Origin of the sequence: Bacillus sp. FH (assembly GCF_052216825.1) — a bacterium.
Lineage (GTDB): Bacteria > Bacillota > Bacilli > Bacillales > Bacillaceae_G > Bacillus_A > Bacillus_A paranthracis.
In genome coordinates this window covers 1-19,342 of record NZ_JBQOUU010000008.1, presented here as the reverse complement: position 1 = coordinate 19,342, position 19,342 = coordinate 1, and the positions used below count along the sequence as shown (strand labels likewise).

Annotated in this window: 41 protein-coding genes; 2 read left to right on the top strand and 39 right to left on the bottom strand. The window is 36.7% G+C overall.

Translation table 11 applies throughout. The features are described 5' to 3' along the window. Positions 1-63 precede the first annotated feature (63 nt). Positions 64-243 carry a hypothetical protein gene (locus ACTT1L_RS16740; protein WP_088106260.1) on the top strand — a complete coding sequence of 60 codons (180 nt, stop codon included), beginning with the start codon at positions 64-66 and terminating at the stop codon, positions 241-243. Between the two features lie 52 nt (positions 244-295). On the opposite strand, the gene ACTT1L_RS16735 is transcribed toward ACTT1L_RS16740, so the two are convergent. From ACTT1L_RS16735 to ACTT1L_RS16560, 36 genes are all read right to left on the bottom strand, one after another. Continuing rightward, on the bottom strand, positions 296-1,090 hold the full coding sequence (locus tag ACTT1L_RS16735) for a GIY-YIG nuclease family protein (RefSeq protein WP_442822026.1): 795 nt from the start codon (positions 1,088-1,090) through the stop codon (positions 296-298). Positions 1,091-1,102: 12 nt separating this feature from the next. Beyond that, positions 1,103-1,687 carry a recombinase family protein gene (locus tag ACTT1L_RS16730; protein WP_000583550.1) on the bottom strand — a complete coding sequence of 195 codons (585 nt, stop codon included), beginning with the start codon at positions 1,685-1,687 and terminating at the stop codon, positions 1,103-1,105. Between the two features lie 286 nt (positions 1,688-1,973). Further along, complete coding sequence (locus ACTT1L_RS16725) at positions 1,974-2,177, bottom strand: hypothetical protein (RefSeq protein WP_098393651.1); 204 nt, start codon at positions 2,175-2,177, stop codon at positions 1,974-1,976. Positions 2,178-2,282: 105 nt separating this feature from the next. Continuing rightward, positions 2,283-2,444, bottom strand: coding sequence for a hypothetical protein (locus ACTT1L_RS16720; protein WP_442822025.1), 162 nt, complete (start codon positions 2,442-2,444; stop codon positions 2,283-2,285). Between the two features lie 769 nt (positions 2,445-3,213). Beyond that, the gene (locus tag ACTT1L_RS16715) at positions 3,214-3,669 is read right to left on the bottom strand and encodes a hypothetical protein (RefSeq protein ID WP_442822024.1); all 456 of its coding nucleotides are present in this window, start codon (positions 3,667-3,669) and stop codon (positions 3,214-3,216) included. Positions 3,670-3,929: 260 nt separating this feature from the next. Then, positions 3,930-4,316 (bottom strand): DUF1064 domain-containing protein, encoded by a 387-nt coding sequence (locus ACTT1L_RS16710; RefSeq protein WP_442822023.1) that lies wholly within the window; start codon positions 4,314-4,316, stop codon positions 3,930-3,932. 16 nt (positions 4,317-4,332) lie between these two features. Next, positions 4,333-4,506, bottom strand: a complete 174-nt coding sequence (locus ACTT1L_RS16705; protein WP_442822022.1) for a hypothetical protein — start codon at positions 4,504-4,506, stop codon at positions 4,333-4,335. A gap of 29 nt (positions 4,507-4,535) precedes the next feature. Further along, the gene (locus tag ACTT1L_RS16700; RefSeq protein ID WP_271044549.1) at positions 4,536-4,679 is read right to left on the bottom strand and encodes a hypothetical protein; all 144 of its coding nucleotides are present in this window, start codon (positions 4,677-4,679) and stop codon (positions 4,536-4,538) included. Between the two features lie 6 nt (positions 4,680-4,685). Beyond that, positions 4,686-4,844 carry a hypothetical protein gene (locus tag ACTT1L_RS16695; protein ID WP_442822021.1) on the bottom strand — a complete coding sequence of 53 codons (159 nt, stop codon included), beginning with the start codon at positions 4,842-4,844 and terminating at the stop codon, positions 4,686-4,688. An 11-nt stretch (positions 4,845-4,855) separates the two neighbouring features. Further along, positions 4,856-5,002, bottom strand: coding sequence for a hypothetical protein (locus ACTT1L_RS16690; protein ID WP_422422990.1), 147 nt, complete (start codon positions 5,000-5,002; stop codon positions 4,856-4,858). A gap of 114 nt (positions 5,003-5,116) precedes the next feature. Beyond that, a complete protein-coding gene (locus ACTT1L_RS16685) occupies positions 5,117-5,494 on the bottom strand; it encodes a hypothetical protein (RefSeq protein ID WP_442822020.1) in 378 nt (125 codons plus the stop codon). A gap of 32 nt (positions 5,495-5,526) precedes the next feature. Further along, positions 5,527-6,393 (bottom strand): DNA cytosine methyltransferase, encoded by an 867-nt coding sequence (locus ACTT1L_RS16680; protein ID WP_442822019.1) that lies wholly within the window; start codon positions 6,391-6,393, stop codon positions 5,527-5,529. 37 nt (positions 6,394-6,430) lie between these two features. Beyond that, the gene (locus ACTT1L_RS16675; protein ID WP_442822018.1) at positions 6,431-6,568 is read right to left on the bottom strand and encodes a hypothetical protein; all 138 of its coding nucleotides are present in this window, start codon (positions 6,566-6,568) and stop codon (positions 6,431-6,433) included. Between the two features lie 34 nt (positions 6,569-6,602). Further along, entirely contained in the window at positions 6,603-7,352 is a 750-nt protein-coding gene (gene thyX / locus ACTT1L_RS16670; protein ID WP_442822017.1) for an FAD-dependent thymidylate synthase, read from the bottom strand. 18 nt (positions 7,353-7,370) lie between these two features. After that, positions 7,371-7,958, bottom strand: coding sequence for a dUTP diphosphatase (locus tag ACTT1L_RS16665; RefSeq protein WP_442822016.1), 588 nt, complete (start codon positions 7,956-7,958; stop codon positions 7,371-7,373). Between the two features lie 12 nt (positions 7,959-7,970). Continuing rightward, positions 7,971-8,138, bottom strand: a complete 168-nt coding sequence (locus ACTT1L_RS16660) for a hypothetical protein (protein WP_442822015.1) — start codon at positions 8,136-8,138, stop codon at positions 7,971-7,973. Positions 8,139-8,148: 10 nt separating this feature from the next. After that, a complete protein-coding gene (locus tag ACTT1L_RS16655; protein ID WP_442822014.1) occupies positions 8,149-8,412 on the bottom strand; it encodes a glutaredoxin family protein in 264 nt (87 codons plus the stop codon). Positions 8,413-8,481: 69 nt separating this feature from the next. Next, positions 8,482-8,673 (bottom strand): hypothetical protein, encoded by a 192-nt coding sequence (locus tag ACTT1L_RS16650; RefSeq protein ID WP_048532690.1) that lies wholly within the window; start codon positions 8,671-8,673, stop codon positions 8,482-8,484. Further along, entirely contained in the window at positions 8,666-8,800 is a 135-nt protein-coding gene (locus ACTT1L_RS16645) for a Fur-regulated basic protein FbpA (RefSeq protein WP_442822013.1), read from the bottom strand. The genes ACTT1L_RS16650 and ACTT1L_RS16645 overlap by 8 nt, the downstream gene beginning before the upstream one ends. An 8-nt stretch (positions 8,801-8,808) precedes the next feature. Next, positions 8,809-9,216, bottom strand: a complete 408-nt coding sequence (locus tag ACTT1L_RS16640; protein WP_442822012.1) for a hypothetical protein — start codon at positions 9,214-9,216, stop codon at positions 8,809-8,811. 13 nt (positions 9,217-9,229) lie between these two features. Continuing rightward, positions 9,230-9,667, bottom strand: coding sequence for a nucleoside permease (locus ACTT1L_RS16635; protein ID WP_442822011.1), 438 nt, complete (start codon positions 9,665-9,667; stop codon positions 9,230-9,232). A gap of 10 nt (positions 9,668-9,677) precedes the next feature. Continuing rightward, on the bottom strand, positions 9,678-9,950 hold the full coding sequence (locus ACTT1L_RS16630; RefSeq protein ID WP_442822010.1) for a hypothetical protein: 273 nt from the start codon (positions 9,948-9,950) through the stop codon (positions 9,678-9,680). Then, complete coding sequence (gene dnaB / locus ACTT1L_RS16625) at positions 9,947-11,278, bottom strand: replicative DNA helicase (RefSeq protein WP_442822009.1); 1,332 nt, start codon at positions 11,276-11,278, stop codon at positions 9,947-9,949. Before dnaB ends, ACTT1L_RS16630 begins: the two co-directional genes overlap by 4 nt. Beyond that, positions 11,275-11,631: a hypothetical protein gene (locus ACTT1L_RS16620; RefSeq protein WP_442822008.1), complete on the bottom strand. Its 357-nt coding sequence runs from the start codon at positions 11,629-11,631 to the stop codon at positions 11,275-11,277. Before ACTT1L_RS16620 ends, dnaB begins: the two co-directional genes overlap by 4 nt. Next, positions 11,624-12,415: a hypothetical protein gene (locus ACTT1L_RS16615; protein ID WP_442822007.1), complete on the bottom strand. Its 792-nt coding sequence runs from the start codon at positions 12,413-12,415 to the stop codon at positions 11,624-11,626. Before ACTT1L_RS16615 ends, ACTT1L_RS16620 begins: the two co-directional genes overlap by 8 nt. Next, positions 12,416-12,637 (bottom strand): hypothetical protein, encoded by a 222-nt coding sequence (locus tag ACTT1L_RS16610; protein ID WP_163258460.1) that lies wholly within the window; start codon positions 12,635-12,637, stop codon positions 12,416-12,418. Between the two features lie 199 nt (positions 12,638-12,836). Then, entirely contained in the window at positions 12,837-13,511 is a 675-nt protein-coding gene (locus ACTT1L_RS16605) for an ERF family protein (protein WP_442822006.1), read from the bottom strand. Beyond that, complete coding sequence (locus ACTT1L_RS16600; protein ID WP_442822005.1) at positions 13,508-13,990, bottom strand: siphovirus Gp157 family protein; 483 nt, start codon at positions 13,988-13,990, stop codon at positions 13,508-13,510. The genes ACTT1L_RS16605 and ACTT1L_RS16600 overlap by 4 nt, the downstream gene beginning before the upstream one ends. A gap of 12 nt (positions 13,991-14,002) precedes the next feature. Continuing rightward, positions 14,003-14,152 carry a hypothetical protein gene (locus tag ACTT1L_RS16595; protein ID WP_165570318.1) on the bottom strand — a complete coding sequence of 50 codons (150 nt, stop codon included), beginning with the start codon at positions 14,150-14,152 and terminating at the stop codon, positions 14,003-14,005. 106 nt (positions 14,153-14,258) lie between these two features. After that, a complete protein-coding gene (locus ACTT1L_RS16590) occupies positions 14,259-14,702 on the bottom strand; it encodes a YopX family protein (RefSeq protein WP_442822004.1) in 444 nt (147 codons plus the stop codon). A gap of 118 nt (positions 14,703-14,820) precedes the next feature. Continuing rightward, positions 14,821-15,015, bottom strand: a complete 195-nt coding sequence (locus ACTT1L_RS16585) for a hypothetical protein (protein WP_442822003.1) — start codon at positions 15,013-15,015, stop codon at positions 14,821-14,823. Between the two features lie 15 nt (positions 15,016-15,030). Next, positions 15,031-15,171, bottom strand: coding sequence for a hypothetical protein (locus ACTT1L_RS16580; protein ID WP_442822002.1), 141 nt, complete (start codon positions 15,169-15,171; stop codon positions 15,031-15,033). Beyond that, positions 15,161-15,283 carry a hypothetical protein gene (locus ACTT1L_RS16575; RefSeq protein ID WP_442822001.1) on the bottom strand — a complete coding sequence of 41 codons (123 nt, stop codon included), beginning with the start codon at positions 15,281-15,283 and terminating at the stop codon, positions 15,161-15,163. Before ACTT1L_RS16575 ends, ACTT1L_RS16580 begins: the two co-directional genes overlap by 11 nt. Before the next feature lie 17 nt (positions 15,284-15,300). Further along, complete coding sequence (locus ACTT1L_RS16570; protein WP_440049046.1) at positions 15,301-15,558, bottom strand: hypothetical protein; 258 nt, start codon at positions 15,556-15,558, stop codon at positions 15,301-15,303. A gap of 13 nt (positions 15,559-15,571) precedes the next feature. Then, positions 15,572-16,408: an ORF6N domain-containing protein gene (locus ACTT1L_RS16565; protein WP_262718122.1), complete on the bottom strand. Its 837-nt coding sequence runs from the start codon at positions 16,406-16,408 to the stop codon at positions 15,572-15,574. A 48-nt stretch (positions 16,409-16,456) separates the two neighbouring features. Next, positions 16,457-16,663 (bottom strand): helix-turn-helix domain-containing protein, encoded by a 207-nt coding sequence (locus ACTT1L_RS16560; protein WP_074540328.1) that lies wholly within the window; start codon positions 16,661-16,663, stop codon positions 16,457-16,459. A 238-nt stretch (positions 16,664-16,901) separates the two neighbouring features. Between ACTT1L_RS16560 and ACTT1L_RS16555 the strand changes: the two genes are divergently transcribed. Further along, positions 16,902-17,240, top strand: a complete 339-nt coding sequence (locus ACTT1L_RS16555) for a helix-turn-helix domain-containing protein (RefSeq protein WP_074540327.1) — start codon at positions 16,902-16,904, stop codon at positions 17,238-17,240. Between the two features lie 36 nt (positions 17,241-17,276). Here ACTT1L_RS16555 and ACTT1L_RS16550 read toward each other — a convergent pair whose 3' ends face one another. The 3 genes from ACTT1L_RS16550 to ACTT1L_RS16540 form a co-directional block, all read right to left on the bottom strand. Next, complete coding sequence (locus ACTT1L_RS16550) at positions 17,277-17,396, bottom strand: DNA polymerase III subunit delta' (protein ID WP_074540326.1); 120 nt, start codon at positions 17,394-17,396, stop codon at positions 17,277-17,279. Positions 17,397-17,548: 152 nt separating this feature from the next. Beyond that, on the bottom strand, positions 17,549-17,701 hold the full coding sequence (locus ACTT1L_RS16545) for a hypothetical protein (protein ID WP_170877239.1): 153 nt from the start codon (positions 17,699-17,701) through the stop codon (positions 17,549-17,551). A 40-nt stretch (positions 17,702-17,741) separates the two neighbouring features. Next, positions 17,742-18,875 carry an AimR family lysis-lysogeny pheromone receptor gene (locus tag ACTT1L_RS16540; RefSeq protein ID WP_262718121.1) on the bottom strand — a complete coding sequence of 378 codons (1,134 nt, stop codon included), beginning with the start codon at positions 18,873-18,875 and terminating at the stop codon, positions 17,742-17,744. Positions 18,876-19,342: the final 467 nt, after the last annotated feature.

Genomic DNA, 19,342 nt, shown 5'->3' with positions numbered 1-19,342 from the left:
GCGAACGCTTCATGTTATTATGGTAAGGCTGTATTAATCCAGATTGATATGTAGGTGAAACGAATGGAAAATAAAGAACCTGAACAAAAGTACGATCTAAGCAAGATATACACATACACAGAACATCCTGATAAAATCAGCGGTCGCTGTGATAATTGCGGAAATACCGCATTCAAAAGTTCCGTTAAAAATTTCATCTATTTAAGAGAATGCCGTAAATGCGGCATGAAGAAAAGTATCTAGCCCCGCATGGGCTTTTTTCTTTATAAACTAAAAAAGCAGCGGATTCGCTACTTTAAAGTAAATGATTTAATCTTGAATTCCCTGTATTCTTTTTACCAGATAATGAATACATGATGTCTTGATGTTTAATCAACCTCTTATGATCTCGTGGTATATGAAAACTCTTCCTATGTTCTTTAAATAAATTTATAGTTGCAAGTTCCATCTTAAGCGCATCAGCTAAAAGATTAGGATTATATCCACTTTCCAATAAGGACAGAATTTCATAAAACATTGATTTCCCACCAGCTATGTTAATCAAATCTTTCTTTAATTTATCTCTTTCTCTGTTCCTTTTCTTTTGCAGTTCTTTCACTTCTATTTCGAATCTGCGTTGTTGTTCAGTTTCAACTCTTTGTTTCTCTATTTCTGGTTGCTTTCCATTTTCTATATCTCTTACAACGTTTTCTATTTCTGCTTGTTCCCATGCCTCGTCAACCTCCAACGACATGGAAACTGATCTTCGCTTTTGATTTGTCCGCTTAATATATTTAGTATATAGATTTGGAAACTCTTCTTGCACTTCTTTATTCAACACTGTTTTATATTCAATCATATAAGTTATCTCTAATAAAGAGCGTTTCAATGGACTATCCTCAAGAATATAAGCTACTTCATTAAATAAGTGTGCGTGATCCTTGGTATTGGAATACCCCTTAAAATGAGCATTAACCCTATTTTTTATTTTAAAAGCTTTACCTACATAAACAACCTGATTGTTATGATCTGTAATTAAGTAAACGCCACTGTCGAGATTGTGTATTTTTTTATTAAACTCATCTATACTCATGAACCTTAATTCTCCCATACATTTCCCCTCCTACATAATCCCTTTTTCTTTTGCTCTCTCATAAAGAACAGTACGGCTCACACCAGTAACTTCACATATCTTCTTCACTGTGTAGCCATTCTCTTCACGATTAGCAAGTAGCTCTAAAGCATGCTCCATTTTAGGATTTTTATCACCATATTTTTTAGGTCTTCCTTTATATACACCACGTTGTTTAGCAAGGTCTATCCCTTCTCGTTGGCGCATCTTAAGCAAATCCCTTTCCAACTGGTTAACACCAGCCATTACAGTGAGCAGGAAAGTACTGTATGGGTTATCACTTGTCGTATCAAGCCAAGTATCTTTTATTGATTTAATCGAAGCTCCTTTACCCTTAATAACTTCAATTAGTTCAAATAAATCTTTTGTACTACGACTGATACGTGTTAAATCGGTAACTACAATCGTGTCACCTTCTTTTAAATTATCAAGCATTAACTGTAGTTCTTCTCTGTTTGTTGTCGCTCCGCTTGTTTTCTCTTCATACACATGATCACATCCATAATCACTTAGCTGTTTCAATTGCCTAGCTAAATTTTGTTCTTGTGTAGAAACACGAGCATAACCAATTATCATAATATCTTCCCCTTTGTCCGTTAACGTGTTCGGAAATTAATTCTAACTACATAATAACATTTATTTTCCGTACATGTAAATAGGACACTGAGAAATATGATTAATTCGTTCGCTCTTTTATGTCCGAATAGGGTAGAGCCATTCAGGACATTCGTTTATCTCTATTTTCATTCGTTGTGTTCGTTTGTTTTGTAACATGCAACACGTTTGCGCTTATCTTTCCTTAACAACAAACAAGACGCCACCCAGATCACGGCAGCGCCTACGATAATTGCTATTGGTTTCATTACCTATAACTCGTCCCACCAATAACGCTACTTCCTAGTGTAGTTAATGTCGTATTAAGTGGGCTTTTAAAATTATTTATCTGTTTCTCTAGCTTCTCAAATGCAGCAACACATTCATTTGCCGCTTCAGTTAATTCCTTCATTTGCGTTAACGCTTCTTGAGTATCAGCATCTACTTTAATAGTAAGTTTGTTCTTAGCCATTAATAATCATCCTCCTAACCAAATGTCCATTTTGTTCAACTTCACGTTTAATGTGTAATTTCTATATAACAAAGAAAAAAGCACCCGTTATGGATGCGCTTTTCTTTATAATGCAGAATAGATGATCATTGCAACATAATTACCATCTGATGAAGTTGAAAGTTTAATATCAACAATGTTTGTATCAAATAAACTTTTTAAAGCTTCGTTAACTTTTTCTTGCAAAGTGTTTGTACTATTTGATTTTAAAATAATTGTTTGTAGCATACTTGTATCCCCCTTTCTCAATCTATCTATTCGACAATAATCAACACAATCCTTTCATTCGAATAAACAAAAAGCCATCACCGAAGTAACAGCTTTCAAGGGGATGGGAGAAAGAGAGAAAACAAATGGCAAAAAGTTTCTCTTAGATTAAGGCTGAGTACTCTCAACCTTCTCCAAGCCACCGCATCAACTAGTATGGCTACACGCCCTGTGTTCGGTGACCTGGAGAAGAATAAGAATCTTCTCATTTAACCTCCGTAGAGTCGCCAATCTAAAATCAGCATTTTCCACATGTGTAAGGGACTATTCCCTCTTTCAACCGACGACGTTCAGTAGGCGCTCCATGCGTAAGAGCTGTCATCGGTTCAAAGAGAGCTAGGGACTCTCTTATAAAGGATTTTTAATTTATATCAAGACGTGTACATTTCTTCCGACGCCTTGTTTGAACCAATATACAAGGAGGACAGTAGACTGTCTATATTGGCTCAAACAGGGAGCGGATGCTCTCTGCTCGTTTAATCGTTTAAAAGAAGAACCATAACTTACATTAGTTATTGTCGTGAGCAACTCCTAATAAATTAATTGTTACTTCTTTTATGACATGAAGTTCATTCAATCGAACGAACCATCATCCCATTGGTATAACGATCCACGTTTTAACAAAGAAATCAAGAGACACTACAGAACTTTCCGTTGTCATTCTGAGCATCTGGAACAAGAGCAAGTAGTTTTCGCTACCTCTCAGTAATAATAGTGTATCACCTAATTATCAAGAGCAGTGTGTCTTCGTTGTGGCATGATTGTGGCTTCGCTTCATTCTACTGCTCACTCTTCTAATGTGGTCGTAGCTATAACCTAGTTCACTAGCAACCTGTTTTAAATTGAATCCCATAATGTCTCGTAAATAAATAATTTGTTGTTCTAGCCCTTTCTTCTTACTCATAATAAACTGAGCTTCACCAAGTAAAGTCTTCTTCTCTGCAATACGTTGTTTTAATCGTTCTGACTTCTCCATGATACGATCATGACGACCAGCAATTTCATCTAAAGCTAACGGGATTTGCCCACCTGTTACACGTTCCTTACTATAATCAGTAACTCCATTGAACTTAGGAGCGTTCATATGCATGTTTTTCATTAAGTACTTGTGCTCTAATTTAAGGTCCTTTAACTCAACTTCCATTAGTTCAATCTCTTCTCCTAAGTTTTGATAAATGTTTGTCATGGTAAATCCCCCTATTTCTGAATTTGTCTTTTTACATTCACATCAGGTACGTGAAATTTTACTATCTCTTTGTTGAATAAGGGAAACATGCTTAGTAAAGTAGCCCCCACCAATCTACTCTGCATGGTTCCGCTATCCATTAAATCCAATCGATATAACTAAACTTAGCTGGTCTAGAAAAATACACATCTATAACTCTATCGTTACCTTCAATACGATCCCATACATATATCTTTGTCTTTTCCATTTATCCAGCTCCTTTATTCTCTAATCCAGCCTTTTTGCTTGTCCTTTTTTACTACAACTAACTCTTGCTTGTATCTATGTTCAAACATCTTCTTGAAATATGGAAAGCGATCGTTAGCGTACCCTTTGACATCAATTACTTCCTGAGTTCCGTCCTTATAAGTAACAAGGAAATCGGCTGTGAATTTCCAGTCTCTGCGCTTCTTCCGCTTTCCCTCTCGTGTTGTAATATAAAACCCTTCAAGGAGCATGTACTGAGGTTGCAGCTCAATCTCAACAACCTCAGGATTACTCTTCAATACCAGGTAATACTCCGCTTCTGTTTTACTATCAAACTCAATTCCTAGTGCGACTGTTTTTCTACTATTAATACGGCCTGTCTTCTTTTTACGTTTGAACAACTTATATCCTCACTTTCTATTCCATTTGTTCTTTACACTCTTCCAGAAAATCAATAATTTCCTGAACATGTTCCCTTGTTGTCATACTCTCCATTACATGTCCTGCATCGTCATAAACATTAACCTGACTTCCTGTAAACTCCATTCCACACATTCCGTCTGCACCTAATAGCTTTACATTACCTTCCATTCTTTTAACCTCGCTTTCTATTAAAAGGATTATTTTGTTAAGTTTTCTATAGTCTCATCAATCTTCTCAATAAACTCGTACAATTCTGATTCCGTTTCTAAATCTGACGTACTTTTCGCAATCTCTGTTAACTTTAAAGATAACGCCATTAAAAAATCTGTTGATGCTTGCATCTTCCTCTACCTCCAGCTTTCATATCTTTCAATTTCTTCTTCATTTCTTTTCTTTAATAATCTAAGAAATTTTATAACAGTTTCATCTTTCGTTTCTTTCATTTCCTGTTTAATTATTTCTAACTTATCTTTATGTGTTTTTTGTTTTATTGTTATCCAGTCCATCCCTCTACCTCCTATTTTTCAGAAACATATTCATAAAATTCGATTTTGTTATCAATCTTTTCAATTGGCCATTCATCAAAATAATTAAATTCAATCTTTACGCCTTCAACGAATTCAATCAAAGACATTAAATGTAAAACTTTTTTATATCTATCCATTTCTCTTCCTCCCTGAATAAAACTCAATATTCCGTCAATAATGTAGATACCATGATAATCCTTTCTCCTTGTTCCCCCTTGGAGATGAGCAGTTAGCTTTTGCTAGCTGCTCTTTTAATTATTAGGAACTTCAAATTTCGCTTTTAGTCGTTCATACGTTTCTCTTTCCTGCTCTTCTTTTTTCCTTTTATATTCTTCTTGTTGTTTCTGTTGTTGTAAGAGTCTTTGATTCTCATACTCTTGAATCTCTTCATGAGAGATTATCCCTTTTTCATGCAATGTTTTTCTTAACCAATTATGATTTAACACATATGCTCTTGCGTTGCCTTTGCCGTACACACCGATTTCACTGCTGCCATCATCTTGGAATTGCTCAACTACTAAAATTCCCTTATCTTTTGTAACGATTGTAATAGCTTTAGCAAATTGAGCCATGTGTGTAAAAGCTATTTCTTTTCCTATTAAATCTTCTTCTTTATCAATAAAGTACATTTAACATCTTCCTTTTCTACAAAATGAAATTTTTATACTAATCTCTTTGCTATTTCATAAATGACTGGTACAGTCACTGAGTTTCCTGCTTGCTCACATAAGTGCGATTCATCAACTACTGCTAATGCTCTATCTGTACATTCATCCGGAAATCCTTGTATTCTCATACGTTCTTTAGCAGTCAATATTTTAAAGTTTCCATTATTATCTACTACGCAGCACTTCGTTTTAGCTCTCGCCTTTGGAAGTGTACACATGATCCCATCAGCTCTATAAAAACGATCTTGCTGAGAATTTAAACCTTTTCCGCTTGCGTCAGCTTGTACGCCTTTGAGAAAGCCTGTTGTTGTTTTTGGGATAGGGAAAACCGATCTTGTCTGTCTTCCTCTAAGATGCCCAATAATGAACACTCTTTCTCGATTTTGTGGGACTCCGTGGTGCTTAGAGTTAATACATTCCCATTCCGCATCATACCCAAGTTCATCCAACGTGGAGAGGATTGTAGCGAATGTTTCCCCTTGGTTGTGTGATAATAACCCTTTGACGTTTTCAAGGAATAAATATTGTGGTTGGATTTCTTTGGCGAATCTAGCAATTTCGAAGAACAAAGTTCCTCTAGTTTCTTCGAAGCCCAGTCGCTTTCCGGCAACGCTAAAGGCTTGGCAGGGGAATCCACCACATATAACGTCGACTTTTCCTCTAAGTAATCGTAAATCGTCGTTTGTAACAGTTGTAATGTCATGTGCCGTCCACTCTCCTTTTGTGTTATGAATTGCTTCGTATGATTTTCTAGCAAACTTGTCCCATTCTACATATCCCAAGCATTTATGCCCTGCCTGTTCCATTCCTAATCTAAATCCACCAATTCCGGCAAATAAGTCTATAAAGGTAAGACTCATATCACCACCTCACTTTCTAATAAAATAGCGTTTTTGTTTAGTTATCTTCTTTAATTATCTTCACTTCATGCGGAGCTCCTGTTTCTTCCGTGCAGAATTTCGCATCTTCATAAGCATCAAAAATGTTGTAATATACTCCCACACACTCTTCACCTAAATAAATTCCAAATCTCATTACTTATCTCTCCTTTTTAAAATGATATTTAGCCTTATTTTTCGCCCTTAAAGAACGCCCCGCACCAAGGCTCAACTTTCACAACTTCTTCACGTAATCGTTCGGCTAACTCTGTAATCTCATGTTGTGCGCCTTTCCCTTTTCTCCGCTTAGAATAGAAGTCTAGTAAGCTACGTAAATTAACTGTTAGAACTAAGTTTGTTGTAGCTGCATTAGGTAGAATTGATCGTGCATCCTCTTGCGGAACTCCTTGAGAAATAAGGTAATCGTATTTGTATTGAACATCTTTCATCATATTCTCGTAAGCCCTTATAACTTCTTCTCCCTTAGCTTTTACCTTCTCAGGAACTACATAATCAAACCCTTCAGACTTACTATCAGAGCTAAACTTAACGTACCGCTGTGATTGTACTGAGAAACTGAACCCTACGCGATGCCTTGTGAGTTGTGCTAATAACGCTCGACTAACTCCTTCAACTGAAAATGTATATGTTAGATGCTCTAAAGTACTCGTATGCCCCGAACCTACAATGTGTCTAATCAACCGATCTACTTCTTTTCCGCCTTTTCCGTCAGTTGCTTTCCCTTTGAAGTACTTTTCCCCCTCAAGTGCGACGATCTCACTTGGTCTATTTGGCGAGTAGCATGTTCGAATGGCCGTTAGAGCTACTGTTTGCCCACTAGATGGTAGATTTAAAGCTTCCTCTATGCTATTAGTGTTTTTAACCAAATGGCTATTGAACTCCTCAGATAACTGTGTATGCGCTAATAATTTCACTTTCATTTTCTTCTCTCGCTTTCTTTATTTAGTTCCTGTACTCCCGAACCCCTTATTTCCTCTTTCTGAATCTGATAGCTCGTCCACCTCAACGAAATTGACTGTTTCCACTGGTGCTATGACGCCTTGAGCAATGCGTTCACCTTTACGAATGATGTATGTTTGGTTTGGTCGATGATATCCATGTTCTAAGGGAACTGTAGTGTCATCAGGTCCGATATATTTCAATTGATCATAGTTTGATTCTGTCGTTAGTAGATATCCTTCTATTTCAGGAGCTACTACGTATCCATCTGGTTGCGTATACCACGCTGTATAATCAGGTATCGCTATGTTGTCTACAATCACGCCAACTTCGCCTCTAAAGCCACTATCCACCGTTCCTTGTACTACCCTTAGCTTTGTTTTACGTGATATTCCGCTTCTTGGCCTCACCTGAAGTTCAAATCCTGGTGGTATTTCGAATGCCAATCCTGTAGGGATTACTTTCGTTTGCCCCGGTTCAATAATCGTGTCCTCTGCTGCTACTAGATCAAATCCTGAGTCACCTGGCTTCGCATATCGTGGCAGTTCCACATCTTTAACTCGTTTAATCTTCACTCGTAAATTCATTCTGTTCGCCCCTTATAAGTAACTTTTCAATTCTTCTCTCCGGCTCTTCAGCTCTTCCAAAGACTCCTCTGTCTTCCGCTTCTCGTTATTCAATCCGTTCAAATGATATTGCTTCCTGTAAATCTCGTTTTCTACTGTTTCAAGCTCACCTTCCAGCTGTATTTTAGTTTCTTTCTTCATTCGATCCCTCCTACAGTCCTAAGTGCTCCATGATTTTTCCTATGTTTTCATCAAAACCTCTTAGAATTTTTAATCCTCCAGTTCCGTCTCTCAAAACGAATGTAGGCAGTGTATTCGATTCTAACTCGTTAACCAAAAATGTTTTTTGATACTCATCTTGATCTACATTTCTTTCAATTAATTCCACTTCCACGGGACAGTTTTGTAGCATTTCCTTTGCTCGCTTACATTTGCTGCAATTATCACCTGTATACATAATGAGCTTAGTTGCCATTCTTTTCAGTCTCCTTTGCTTCTGCTAATAGTTTAGTAATTTCAAATACGCCGTTTTCCATTTTCATCATTATTCCTCACCTCCGTGATCCGCTATGATATCGTCTAATCCTGCTGCGATTCCCTCATAAACTGTTACCATCCCTTTATGGAACGCTGATAGCGCTAAATCACCCTTTTCATACGCTTCATCTGCTAGTTCTTTATTCAATTTTGCTTCTTTCCAAAGGTTGTCTGTATATGTCTTAATTGCTTCATTCATTTTCATTCGCTCCTTTTAGTAGCCCTGCCAGTTCCTCGCAACTTCCTTCAAATAAGTCGCGCCCATCTGGTAGCTTGTATATGTGATTATCGATTAATTTGTTGATTAAAACGTCTTGCCTGTCCATGTTGCCTCCTAGCTGATCTGCTGTGCCCTCTTTCGAGTTGCCACTGGTTTAGTTGCCGCTTCATAAGGTTTCATTCCTCTCTTAACCCTTTGATAAAACGTAACGTCCTTAATCCCATTCTTTCTTGCTAATTCTAAGTGTGCCGCGTATCCTACTGGCTTCGTTGCCGCCTCGTATAGGTCCATGCCATCTTTAACTCTTTTGAAAAAAGTTGGTTTACTTATTCCGTTTTGTTCAGCAAAAACTATCATCCCCGCATAAATTCCACCATTACGTTTTCTTACAGGTACTGTTATGGCACGTTCTAAGTCCCATCCATACTCATTAACCCGCTGATATACATTTGATTTGCTAATGCCATTCTTAGCTGCTTTCTCGTAATCTTCATTAGTAATGAAAGGTCCGTAACAATCCATATCGACTCCCCCCCTATCTTTTTAATGAACAACGTCTTCCTGTGTTAATTGTCGGAGTTGTTGCTGCTCTTTCTATATCCCATTTATGAGTATTAACTCTAGACATGAACGTTTGATAACTAACTCCATTTTGTTTAGCGATTTCTATCCATTCTTGCGCCATTTTTTTCTTTCTTTTGATTGCCTTTGTTGCGGCATCCTGACAACTCCATCCATAACTTAATCTGTTATAAAAAACCTTCTTGTTTATTCCGTTTTCAATGGCGATTTTTAACCATTCGATATACTTCCCTTTGTCAATATGCCTAACTGTTCCTGGTGGAGCTGTTAAAGCTTCCTCTACTTCCCATTTATCTGATTTATAGAGACGATAATATAGTGTGTGTCTGTTTATCCCGTTAGCTGCTGCCCTTGCATATTCCTCATCAGTTAACCAACGATTTAAAGCCATTTTCTCCCTCCTAATCTAGTGCTAAAAATTCAGCCCTTCTACGATTTGAATGTTTTATCTCAATCTTCTGAATACCCTTTCCATGTTCTTTTACCGCTTCATTCCACGCTTCACTTTCGGTATCAGTATCAAAGCAGTCCATCTTTTGCCTTTCGTCTTGGTCGAAGAAGTGAACCTCGTATGACGTTATGACGCTAGGCTTCGCTAAGAATTGCTCGGCCGTACTTTTTGCTTTGTAATCAAAAGTTCCCAATATGTCGTCAAAGCTTAGTTGACTTCTCATTGTTCAAACCTTCTTTCCAAGTTAACGAACTTTCCATACTCCTTAATGAATGCCAATTCTACTGATCCAACCGGGCCGTTCCTTTGCTTCCCTATAATGATTTCGATTGTGTTTTTGTTTTCTGTTTCACGGTCGTAATAATCTTCGCGGTAAAGGAACGCTATGACGTCTGCATCCTGCTCTATTTGCCCACTCTCGCGCAAATCGGACATCATAGGTCTTTTGTCTTGGCGCTGTTCTACACCACGACTCAGCTGAGATAGAGCAACCACACACACATTTAATTGTCGAGCCATCGTTTTCAGCGTCCGGCTAATTTCTGCAATCTCCGCTTGTCTGTTTCCCTTATGTACCGGATTCCCTGTTATGAGCTGTAAGTAGTCGATGATCACCATGATTTGTCTGCCTGGGAACTCATCGCATAACTTTTTAACTTTTGACCAAATGAAATTCGTTGTAATCCCTGCATCATCAAAGATACGAATGTTTTTGTTATTCAAAGCTCCCATAGCCTGAGTTAACTTCGTCCAATCCTCTGGGTTTAGCTCGCCTGTTTTCATGCGATTCCCATCGATATTCCCGTTAATGCTAACCATTCTTTTTAGGAGTTCCTTTTGGCCCATTTCTAGTGAGAAGATAGCGACGACATCGCCCTCCCCGTACTCTCCTGCTGCATTATTTCCTACGTTTAAACAGAATGCTGTCTTCCCTACAGACGGGCGAGCCGCTACAATAATTAGTTCCTGCGGTTTGAATCCTGCCGTCATGCGGTTTAATTCAGTGAACCCTGTGTCCATTCCAGCTAATCCTCTTATTGGACTCTCTAAATCTCCATACATTTCGACTAAACCGTCTCTAATTCGCCCGTCACTGTTCTTGTCTTCCCTACTTAAATTCAGTAGTGCTGCCATTTGAGTTTGTATAGCAAGTTCCGTATCGTTCCCACTGTGAACCGCCTGTTTTAATGCTTCTGTATTTCTAACAACCTCTCGATCTCGCCATTTACTCCACACGATTTTTTCATAGTATTTAATATTAGAAGTACCTGGCGTAGTCTCTGATAATTGAGCAAGATAACCAATTCCACCGACGTCCTCTATAAGCCCTTTCTCAGCCAATCTAGCGGTTAAAGTTACAAAGTCTACTGGTTCGTTTCCGCTATCGATTTCGAGCATTGTACGGAAGATATGGACGTGCTGAGGACGATACATCTGCTCAGGTTGTAAATTAATATCTTTTATCTTGTCGGGATCTAAAATTAATCCCCCTAGAAGACCCTGCTCCGCTTGAATGCTATATAACCCCTCGTAATCTAAAGTGTGATTCACTGTCTTCCCCTCCGTTTAATCCCCAATATCTTTGCTATTTCTTTTAGATGCTTTTCCCGTTCCTCCGGCGGCGCTACGTCTTTGCTATTTTCATCCCACCGATCGAACATTGTTTTTGTCTCCGCTACAGTTGGTCCCGTATATTTCACTTCATGATCTTCTTTTAATAAGTCAGCTGGCTTAGGAGGAAATTGATTGTATTTTGCATAGTTAGAAAGGTTCTTAAGCATTTCCTCGTATTCTTGTTCTGATAGAATAGTAGTCCATAAGTCAATTTTCATTTGTGTTACTTCAAATATCGGATATAGCGCACTAATTGCCTTTAATAATTCAAACGTTTGCTTCTTATTCAAGGTCAAAGTCCTCCTCTCTTAATTCTTTTTTACCTTTAACAGCTTTAGGCTGAGTTTTTGCTTTTTCTTTCTTAATCTTTACTACTAACGCATCGAACTGTTTTCTTAACTTGGCTGGAGAAAGAATGTTAGTACTCCAAAAGTCATCTTTCTGTGTCCAGTTAATAAGGTATTTGATTTGTTCATCCGTTCTATTGTCTTTTTCCCTCATTAAACGGAAGTCATTAGCCCATTTTTCTAAGTTAGGTTCTTTTGCTGATGGATTGTTTAGTAACATTAATTCGAATAACAATTTCGCGTTCTCCAGGTCGGAAGTTGAAAACTTTTGACAAGAAGTCTTTTTCTTTGTTGTATTCTCTGTAGTATTCTCTGTTAAAGATTGCGACATATTGTTACTATCCATAGTTACATTTTGTGACTTTCCATTGTTACAATTTGTTACTATCCAATCTACCAATTTGTCATAATCCAATTTGTAGTGAAGAGTCGGTGCTCCGTTTGCTTTCATTAACTTAGTATCAACAAGCCCCATTTCTTTTAACTTCGCTGTCGAGTAACTAACCTGACGTTTTGTTAAACAGATTTCTTCTTGCCATTCCTTATGTGATTTGTAGAAATAACCGTCCGTTCTTTTCGATTTATCACTATAAAATACGATTTGGTTTAAAAGTACTGCTGTTGTAAGATCGCCAGTTAATTTGATGAACAGTTTTGGCACAACAACTATGTTTTCTTGACCGCTTATTTGAGAAATAATAGTACGTATCGTGTTGTAATTACTCACTTAATCCACCTTCTTCATCCAACATTCATAACTTGCACGATCTTCCATGCCTGTGAATCGAATTTTGTCCTTCCCTTTAAACTTTCCATCGTTATAAAATGTCTTTTCTGCTCTATAAACTTTCTTGATTGGCGTTACGTAGTCATAACCTCGTCTCTCTAAATCACGAACTGCTTTTAACATTTCTTTCATTGATCCACGTCTTACAGGTACTTGAAACATCAATCTTCACACCTTTCGCATTTTGCTATACCGTCATTTACTTCCAAAACCTTATATCCGGGATAACGCTTTGGTATGCGATTGATATACCTGGAAGCGTTCCTCATAATTTCTTGTTCACTATTTGCGTCCTTATAAACCCATGTTGGAAGGACGACGTTAGATATTGTTTGTTGATTCAACATGGGCTATTACCTCCTTATCCTGCTTGGCTATATTGCGTTTCCCAACCAGACAGGACTTGTATTGCTTTAGAAGCTAACTGTGAGCTTAAATCACTCAAATTTTCAGTATTGATATTACCTTTTAAAGTATCTTCAACTGTTTGTTTATCTGTTTGTGTTAGTGTTGCTACATGAGCTATCTTTGCGTGTATCATTTTCATTTGTTTCTCGGACGCTTTGCCGTTACCACTGCTTCCTTGCTGCTTATTTGGAGCTTGTCCACTGTTACTTTTTTGATTAGGTTTGTTACCTTTTCCATAAGTAGCGCCGTTACCATCATCATCTTCACCTGTATTTAAGCTAAGGAAAGCTGCTAGTGAATAGCGTCTTGCGTATGTTATGCAACTTCCTACTGCTTGTGGATCGTTCTTTACTGGCTTCATGGTTAATTCATCTGATTCAAGCCACTCGCCACTTTCATGTAAGAGAAGTGTTTTTAGCGTTACGTTTTGACCGTCACCGCTTGGTATTTGCATAATACTTAATCCGTGTTTAGAAAGGATTGGTCTAATTTCATCTATAATTGTGTCTAGCGTTGCGTAATTGTTTTTAAAGAAAGGATTATCTGCATCTTTTGCTATTTTGTTAACCTCTGAGTTGAATTTCACTAATGCTTTAGCTAATTCGGTGATAGTTTCGCTCTTATTCATCGAATCCTCACTCCTTCAGATTGCTTCAACGTAATTCCATCCCACTGCATCCCATCCTTAACTGCTGCAAGTAATGACTTCTTATCAACTTTCGCTGGCTGAGGAATCATGTATTCCGGTGGTACAACTGCATCTTCTGCGATATCTAAACTTGCTGGATTCTTTTGAATGCCGACTGTCACGATTGTTCCTTTAATACGTTTTAAATCCGTTGCCACCATTTGTTGATATAAGTAATCTTTTAATCCCTTACAATTGTTTTCTATTGCTTTTCTGCGCTCCGCTAGGCGCTTTTCTTCTGCTTTAATAGCATCTACATCAGCTTCAAGGTTGCGAATCACTAACGCTGTGTTTTGCACTTTATCCTGGATGCTTTCTTCAATAGCTTGTAGCGTATCTGCTACCGATGATGGATCTACACCATCCTCAATCATCATTTGTAACTCACGGTAATTACTGCAAAGATCATACAATCTCATTTTCATATCCTCCTAGAACGGCATAGCGCCATGCGGTTTATTTGTTAAGACTGTAATTACATAGTCGATATCTAGCTTCCTTACGCTGTCTTCTTCTTTTTCGGACATTTGTTTTAAAGTTTCGATTGCGCGTTCTTTTTGTTTGTCTAAAACATCTTTCATTTCCACATTCCTCCTTATTTACTTAGAAGAAACGACTGTGATATAATAGTGGTAGAAAATATTGCGTCGTTTCATGAACCAGTCGATTAGGGGTAATCGGCTGGTTTTATTTTGTTTTGAGTAACTCTTGGTTTTCGTAGATGTTTCCGATTACTTCTAATGTTGTAGTAACCCCATCAAATCCACTTCCTTCTTCATTTGGAATTGTGGAGTCAATTAAATATTCATAAAGCCTAGAATAATTACGTTCATATTTATCTTCATGAATCCCAACAATCATAAAAGAACCATATTCATACTTAATGACATTATTTTGATTGTGAGTTTTTACTATATCCCCTTCATAAATCTCCTTACCATTCTTGTCTTTTAAACCTGTGTATTGTCTTAAAATTGCATCTCCGTATTTACCATCAAGTGAGAAGTGACACCAGTCATTTACTTGACCATCAAAATTACCGTGTGTTGTTTTGTTTTCAAAATTAATGTTTATAGGAGTGAAATGTTCTCCTGTCGGTTTATAAATTGCATCAAACTTAATTTCTCTCATTTCCATTCCCCTTTCTCGATGCTTTCACGCATCGGAATATCCAGGAACCTCTCAATAAGGTGGGGGACCGCTATTAAATTCCTGAATATTCCGACAAGCGAAGGCTTGTCCAATCTGCTTACCAGTAGTTGTCGCCAAATGTTTCTAAGTGTTCATCAGTAAAATCAAGCAACTGCTCTGTGAATTGTGGATCATTTGCCATTGCTTCAGCTATTTCTTCTAAACTAGTTTCTGAAAAGTCCCAACCTTTTTCTTCAACTAACAACTCCAATTGATGACGAATCACCATTTCATATGCTTGTCTCAATCCCATTTTCCATTCCCCTCTCTATTTAGCTAGAGTGATAAACTCCTTATGCATTTCCTCAACCTTATCTGCGCTGTTATGTATCCCTCTAGCTCTTAAATCCTTTATGATCCATGCTAGTTTCTTTTGTTCGTATTCATCACGCTGTTCTTTATCTGTCATCTTCAAGCCATCCTGCTCTCTTTGCTACAACATCAATTCGATGTACCAGGTATACGAATACACATATTGCCGCTGCTACGATTCCTAGTGATAATGTGCTTTCTTCCATCATTTAAACCGCCTCCTGTTCTAAGAGATTGCCATTACTTCTTCATGGATTTTGTCTACTTCTGTAATTAACAGTGCTTTAATATCACACTCAAATTCTTCATTTTTATCTAACAAAATATTTATCTCTTCAACAGATTCCATATTTAACTCGTTTTCATCACTTTCTAACATGTCATCACGTTGAATCATTAATGACGTTGATACATCATCTAAATGTTTTAGTAAGTCGCTAAAAAGTTTTGCTTTCAATACTGAGTTCATGCTTACGTTTGCCATTATTGTTCCTCCTTTATATAGCCTCGTTAATGTTTACTTGATAACGAATTGCCATTTCTTTCACAATAGCTAGGTAAATCTCTAGTAACCGCTTATCTTCACCTATGATGTCTAAATTAGATACCTTATCGATTTTGGATTTTGAAACGCCCTCTAATGCCATGATTTTTTTCTTGTTGTTTACACGAATACTCAATTTAGCGCTGGCTCTTTGCTCTAAGATCTCGTAACTTTCGTTTCGAATCTTTCTGTACATTTCGAAACCACCTTGTTTACGAGCAATTTTGTTTAAAATTAACGTTGTATCTTTTCGCCAATCCGTAGAGTTCAAAGCTACAATTTCACTAATGTTGTCTACCTTCTGTTCCAACTTCTTCTGGTTTAATTCTTGAGTAGCTAATGTTGTGAAAAGCGTTTGGAACATTTGAAGCTCTGGGCTTAGTTGAGTTGTGTCTATTTGTTGTTTCCTCATATTGAAGTATCCGTCAACAAATTGATCGTATAATTCCCAAGCTGTATCATCTTCGAGGATTTTTAAAAGTTTTGCGTATCCTCGTTCTGATAGGAGGTAGATATTATTTGAATTAGCAACAGATTGTCTGCTGAATCCTAAGTCCGTAAAACTCAGTGGCTCAAACCCACTCACTTTTAAATCGATAATATCTACGCCATCTTTAAATCTTTTTCTGTTATCATTGATTCGTCTATTCACTTCTTTCAGTGCTTGTCCATGAATTACAGCGATATCCTTAACTAGCATTGCTTTTTTATCCTCGCCGAACCCACCTTCTATTCCAGTGAATTGATAACCAGCGATATATTGTTGTCCAATGATTTGTAATTGATTCATTTTTATTCCTCCTTGTTACTCTCAGGGTAACTTAGTTTCAAAAAAAATCTATTTACTCAACAAGTGATCCACTGTTACTCCAAAATATTCTGCATATGCACATAGTGTAGGTAAGCTTGGGTTCTTCTTTCCTGTTTCATACCTAGAAATCGTTGCTTTCGCTCTGCCAAGCCTTTCTCCTAGTTCACTCTGTGACAATTTATGTTGAATACGAAGTTTATGTAATAACTCGTTGTTGACTTTATTTGGTTTCATTTGTCATCACCTCGTTTACAATTTTGATTATACACCTATGTTACCCTAAAGGCAACATATATTTTAAAAAAAGTTTTTAATTTGTTTTTTAGGGAATAACTAAAATTAAAAAACACCGAAAAATATAAAAAGTTTGATATAAATATTCTGTTTTTCGTTTACTTAAAGGTAACTTTCATATTAATATATAGAAGAAGGTGACCCAAGGGGTAACTTTTCTTAAGGGGGAAAAATTAAAATGTTCAATGAACGATTGAAACAATTACGAATTGAAAATAACTACACTCAGCAAGAATTAGCTGATTTAACTGAACTATCAAAACCAACAATTTCTCGATTCGAGGGTAATAAAAAGACTCCATCAAGAGAGTCGGTTACTAAGATTGCTAAAGTATTTAACGTTTCTACAGATTATCTATTAGGTCTATCTGATCACAGAAATTTAGATGAAAATCAATCTTCAGAAGTTAAAGTAGAATTAAACAACATGATTAATAAAATCGAAAAACTTAGTGAAGACCAACAGAAAATGATACTAAATATGATTAAAGGTGCAGTAAACAGTTTAGACGATTGATGGCGAAATTCAGCTGACAATCGTCTATTTTTTTATTTACCCTTCTGATTGGAATTGATTCATTTGCTCCATGATTGCATTTAACGCTGAAATTGCCCCTTGATCCCCACTCTTTGCTGCAATAATTAACACTTCTAATTCTGTATACTTCTCCATCCTAAAACCCCCAACTTCTCCATAGTAGTTTGTGAATAATTCACATAGTTTCGGATTTATCCTATTTTGATAAAAACCGAACTTCCCCAGAAAGCACGAATGCGACCGTCATATAGACGATCGCATTCAAAAATATATATTAAGATGGTTGCTTACCAACCAGTCCCAGGTTCTTGAGCATATAATACTACTTCCTCTTTCGCTACAGCTGCTTGTTTCTGATCTTCTTTTGATGTATTAGCACCGTTAAATAATAACGCTCCAGCAACCACTAGTGCAGGAATAATAGCTAGAATCTTTTTCATTTAAGACTCACCTCACTTGTGAGATAATTATACCATTTTTTCAAAGTATACCCAAGTATAATTTAGGTAATTTCGAATAAAAAATATTACCCGACTCTTCAAATAACTCGAGAGATTTCATGATTAAATCCTTATCATTTCGAGCAAGTCCTAAATAGAAATTTTCGAACGGTGTCGATACCTCACCACTGTCCTTATTAGCTAATAATAATCTTTCTGCTTCCTTGTGGTTACCTTGCTTAAATCTGTAATACGATAATTCTATATCACCTAACGTTTCTTCTAACCCCTCTAGATCTCTCCAGTGGAACATTTTCAAAAAGTTAAGAGTGTATTGGAACATTCCTCTTTTCTTCCCAAGACCTTCGTCTGAGTATGTTGAAAGAAAATTAATACCTTCCTCCAGATATTTCTTAGCTAATTCATAATTATCAAAGATAAATGATTCTCCAACTTTCCCTAAAGCCGTTATCATTGGAATCACAAAGGAGTTATCCTCTTCATAAATAGCTAATAGTTCTTTTGATGCTCTTCTTGAGTCATCAACTCGGCCACTTTGTAATGAAATTACACTCAAAGCTTCTTTGTATCGAACGGTAAAGCTATTTTTAATAAACTTGTTCTTGATTTTATTGATCTCGATTTCTAATTCTTTAAGATGATCAAATAACGAACGATAGTTTCTGTTTTGATATAAAGCTTGGCATAATAAAATCTCCGTTAATATTTTCATTTCGAGAGTTTTTGCAGTTCTATTTATTTTCTCAATACTTCTAAACCATTCTATTGGTGGGATATTACTTGTGTATCTTTTTAAAATCAAGTCGTATACATAAGCCCACTCTCTGTTCTCACAGTTGCTTGATTCTTTTTCTTTATCGACAACATTTTTCAAGAGTCCGAATTCCCCTCGCAAAGAAAGGTACTCCATTGCTTCTCTTAAATTTCTAGCTTTAGTATTAGTGATGTATCTTTCTAACTTCTGTACACGGATATCTCTTTCTTCATATAAATTGTTTAACGTTCTGGAAAGATAGTAAAATCTCATTTGGCTTTTACTATTGAAAACATCCGATACAACACTAGAACTTACACCCCATTTTTTCGCAAGTTCTTTATTAGTAATACCTTTCGCGTACAAATCATCTTGTAATTCTCTTAGTAACACCTTCATTTAATTTGCTCCTCCTTGCCGGAACAAAAGACACGTTGTACCCTGTTTTTTACATTTAAGGAAAACGCGTCACTATATCTAAGATGTGTGTTATAATTATGTATGAGACTTATGACAAGTGTTTTCCCTAGCTGGCTTAGGGAGGACGGTGTAAGAGTGCGACCAACACTACTTGCACAGTCATGGGTCTTTTTTACGTCCGTTTATTTTGTTATTTTCATAATATCACATTTTTTCCAAAATTCAGTCGTGTGGTTATCAGAAAAATATTGAGAAAGTTTTAAAATCGCTATATATCAACATCCACCGCATGAAATAAAAATGAAAATATATACCGAGAATAAAACGTATGAAGACCTCACATGCATATTTTACCACTAAACAAACATTCGTTCTATACATATTTATAAAGGTTGTAAAAATACCTAAATTAATTTAAAAAGTTAGAATATCGACCAATTATGGTA

Coding starts and splice junctions, on each gene's coding strand:
- ACTT1L_RS16570 (WP_440049046.1), bottom strand. CDS start 15,558: ATGGCAAACGTAAGCATGAACTCAGTATTGAAAGCAAAACTTTTTAGC.
- ACTT1L_RS16640 (WP_442822012.1), bottom strand. CDS start 9,216: ATGGATTGTTACGGACCTTTCATTACTAATGAAGATTACGAGAAAGCA.
- ACTT1L_RS16735 (WP_442822026.1), bottom strand. CDS start 1,090: ATGGGAGAATTAAGGTTCATGAGTATAGATGAGTTTAATAAAAAAATA.
- ACTT1L_RS16550 (WP_074540326.1), bottom strand. CDS start 17,396: ATGGAGAAGTATACAGAATTAGAAGTGTTAATTATTGCAGCAAAGAGT.
- ACTT1L_RS16560 (WP_074540328.1), bottom strand. CDS start 16,663: ATGAAACCAAATAAAGTCAACAACGAGTTATTACATAAACTTCGTATT.
- ACTT1L_RS16585 (WP_442822003.1), bottom strand. CDS start 15,015: ATGGGATTGAGACAAGCATATGAAATGGTGATTCGTCATCAATTGGAG.
- ACTT1L_RS16565 (WP_262718122.1), bottom strand. CDS start 16,408: ATGAATCAATTACAAATCATTGGACAACAATATATCGCTGGTTATCAA.
- ACTT1L_RS16540 (WP_262718121.1), bottom strand. CDS start 18,875: ATGAAGGTGTTACTAAGAGAATTACAAGATGATTTGTACGCGAAAGGT.
- ACTT1L_RS16655 (WP_442822014.1), bottom strand. CDS start 8,412: ATGGCAACTAAGCTCATTATGTATACAGGTGATAATTGCAGCAAATGT.
- ACTT1L_RS16575 (WP_442822001.1), bottom strand. CDS start 15,283: ATGATGGAAGAAAGCACATTATCACTAGGAATCGTAGCAGCGGCAATA.
- ACTT1L_RS16590 (WP_442822004.1), bottom strand. CDS start 14,702: ATGAGAGAAATTAAGTTTGATGCAATTTATAAACCGACAGGAGAACAT.
- ACTT1L_RS16720 (WP_442822025.1), bottom strand. CDS start 2,444: ATGCTACAAACAATTATTTTAAAATCAAATAGTACAAACACTTTGCAA.
- ACTT1L_RS16605 (WP_442822006.1), bottom strand. CDS start 13,511: ATGAATAAGAGCGAAACTATCACCGAATTAGCTAAAGCATTAGTGAAA.
- ACTT1L_RS16740 (WP_088106260.1), top strand. CDS start 64: ATGGAAAATAAAGAACCTGAACAAAAGTACGATCTAAGCAAGATATAC.
- ACTT1L_RS16700 (WP_271044549.1), bottom strand. CDS start 4,679: ATGCAAGCATCAACAGATTTTTTAATGGCGTTATCTTTAAAGTTAACA.
- ACTT1L_RS16730 (WP_000583550.1), bottom strand. CDS start 1,687: ATGATAATTGGTTATGCTCGTGTTTCTACACAAGAACAAAATTTAGCT.
- ACTT1L_RS16705 (WP_442822022.1), bottom strand. CDS start 4,506: ATGGAAGGTAATGTAAAGCTATTAGGTGCAGACGGAATGTGTGGAATG.
- ACTT1L_RS16690 (WP_422422990.1), bottom strand. CDS start 5,002: ATGGATAGATATAAAAAAGTTTTACATTTAATGTCTTTGATTGAATTC.
- ACTT1L_RS16685 (WP_442822020.1), bottom strand. CDS start 5,494: ATGTACTTTATTGATAAAGAAGAAGATTTAATAGGAAAAGAAATAGCT.
- ACTT1L_RS16555 (WP_074540327.1), top strand. CDS start 16,902: ATGTTCAATGAACGATTGAAACAATTACGAATTGAAAATAACTACACT.
- ACTT1L_RS16725 (WP_098393651.1), bottom strand. CDS start 2,177: ATGGCTAAGAACAAACTTACTATTAAAGTAGATGCTGATACTCAAGAA.
- ACTT1L_RS16715 (WP_442822024.1), bottom strand. CDS start 3,669: ATGACAAACATTTATCAAAACTTAGGAGAAGAGATTGAACTAATGGAA.
- ACTT1L_RS16650 (WP_048532690.1), bottom strand. CDS start 8,673: ATGAATGAAGCAATTAAGACATATACAGACAACCTTTGGAAAGAAGCA.
- ACTT1L_RS16675 (WP_442822018.1), bottom strand. CDS start 6,568: ATGAGATTTGGAATTTATTTAGGTGAAGAGTGTGTGGGAGTATATTAC.
- ACTT1L_RS16630 (WP_442822010.1), bottom strand. CDS start 9,950: ATGAGAAGTCAACTAAGCTTTGACGACATATTGGGAACTTTTGATTAC.
- ACTT1L_RS16580 (WP_442822002.1), bottom strand. CDS start 15,171: ATGACAGATAAAGAACAGCGTGATGAATACGAACAAAAGAAACTAGCA.
- ACTT1L_RS16695 (WP_442822021.1), bottom strand. CDS start 4,844: ATGGACTGGATAACAATAAAACAAAAAACACATAAAGATAAGTTAGAA.
- ACTT1L_RS16680 (WP_442822019.1), bottom strand. CDS start 6,393: ATGAGTCTTACCTTTATAGACTTATTTGCCGGAATTGGTGGATTTAGA.
- ACTT1L_RS16545 (WP_170877239.1), bottom strand. CDS start 17,701: ATGAAAAAGATTCTAGCTATTATTCCTGCACTAGTGGTTGCTGGAGCG.
- ACTT1L_RS16635 (WP_442822011.1), bottom strand. CDS start 9,667: ATGGCTTTAAATCGTTGGTTAACTGATGAGGAATATGCAAGGGCAGCA.
- thyX (WP_442822017.1), bottom strand. CDS start 7,352: ATGAAAGTGAAATTATTAGCGCATACACAGTTATCTGAGGAGTTCAAT.
- ACTT1L_RS16610 (WP_163258460.1), bottom strand. CDS start 12,637: ATGTTTCAAGTACCTGTAAGACGTGGATCAATGAAAGAAATGTTAAAA.
- ACTT1L_RS16600 (WP_442822005.1), bottom strand. CDS start 13,990: ATGAGATTGTATGATCTTTGCAGTAATTACCGTGAGTTACAAATGATG.
- ACTT1L_RS16645 (WP_442822013.1), bottom strand. CDS start 8,800: ATGGACAGGCAAGACGTTTTAATCAACAAATTAATCGATAATCACATA.
- ACTT1L_RS16595 (WP_165570318.1), bottom strand. CDS start 14,152: ATGAAAGATGTTTTAGACAAACAAAAAGAACGCGCAATCGAAACTTTA.
- ACTT1L_RS16665 (WP_442822016.1), bottom strand. CDS start 7,958: ATGAATTTACGAGTGAAGATTAAACGAGTTAAAGATGTGGAACTGCCA.
- ACTT1L_RS16660 (WP_442822015.1), bottom strand. CDS start 8,138: ATGAAGAAAGAAACTAAAATACAGCTGGAAGGTGAGCTTGAAACAGTA.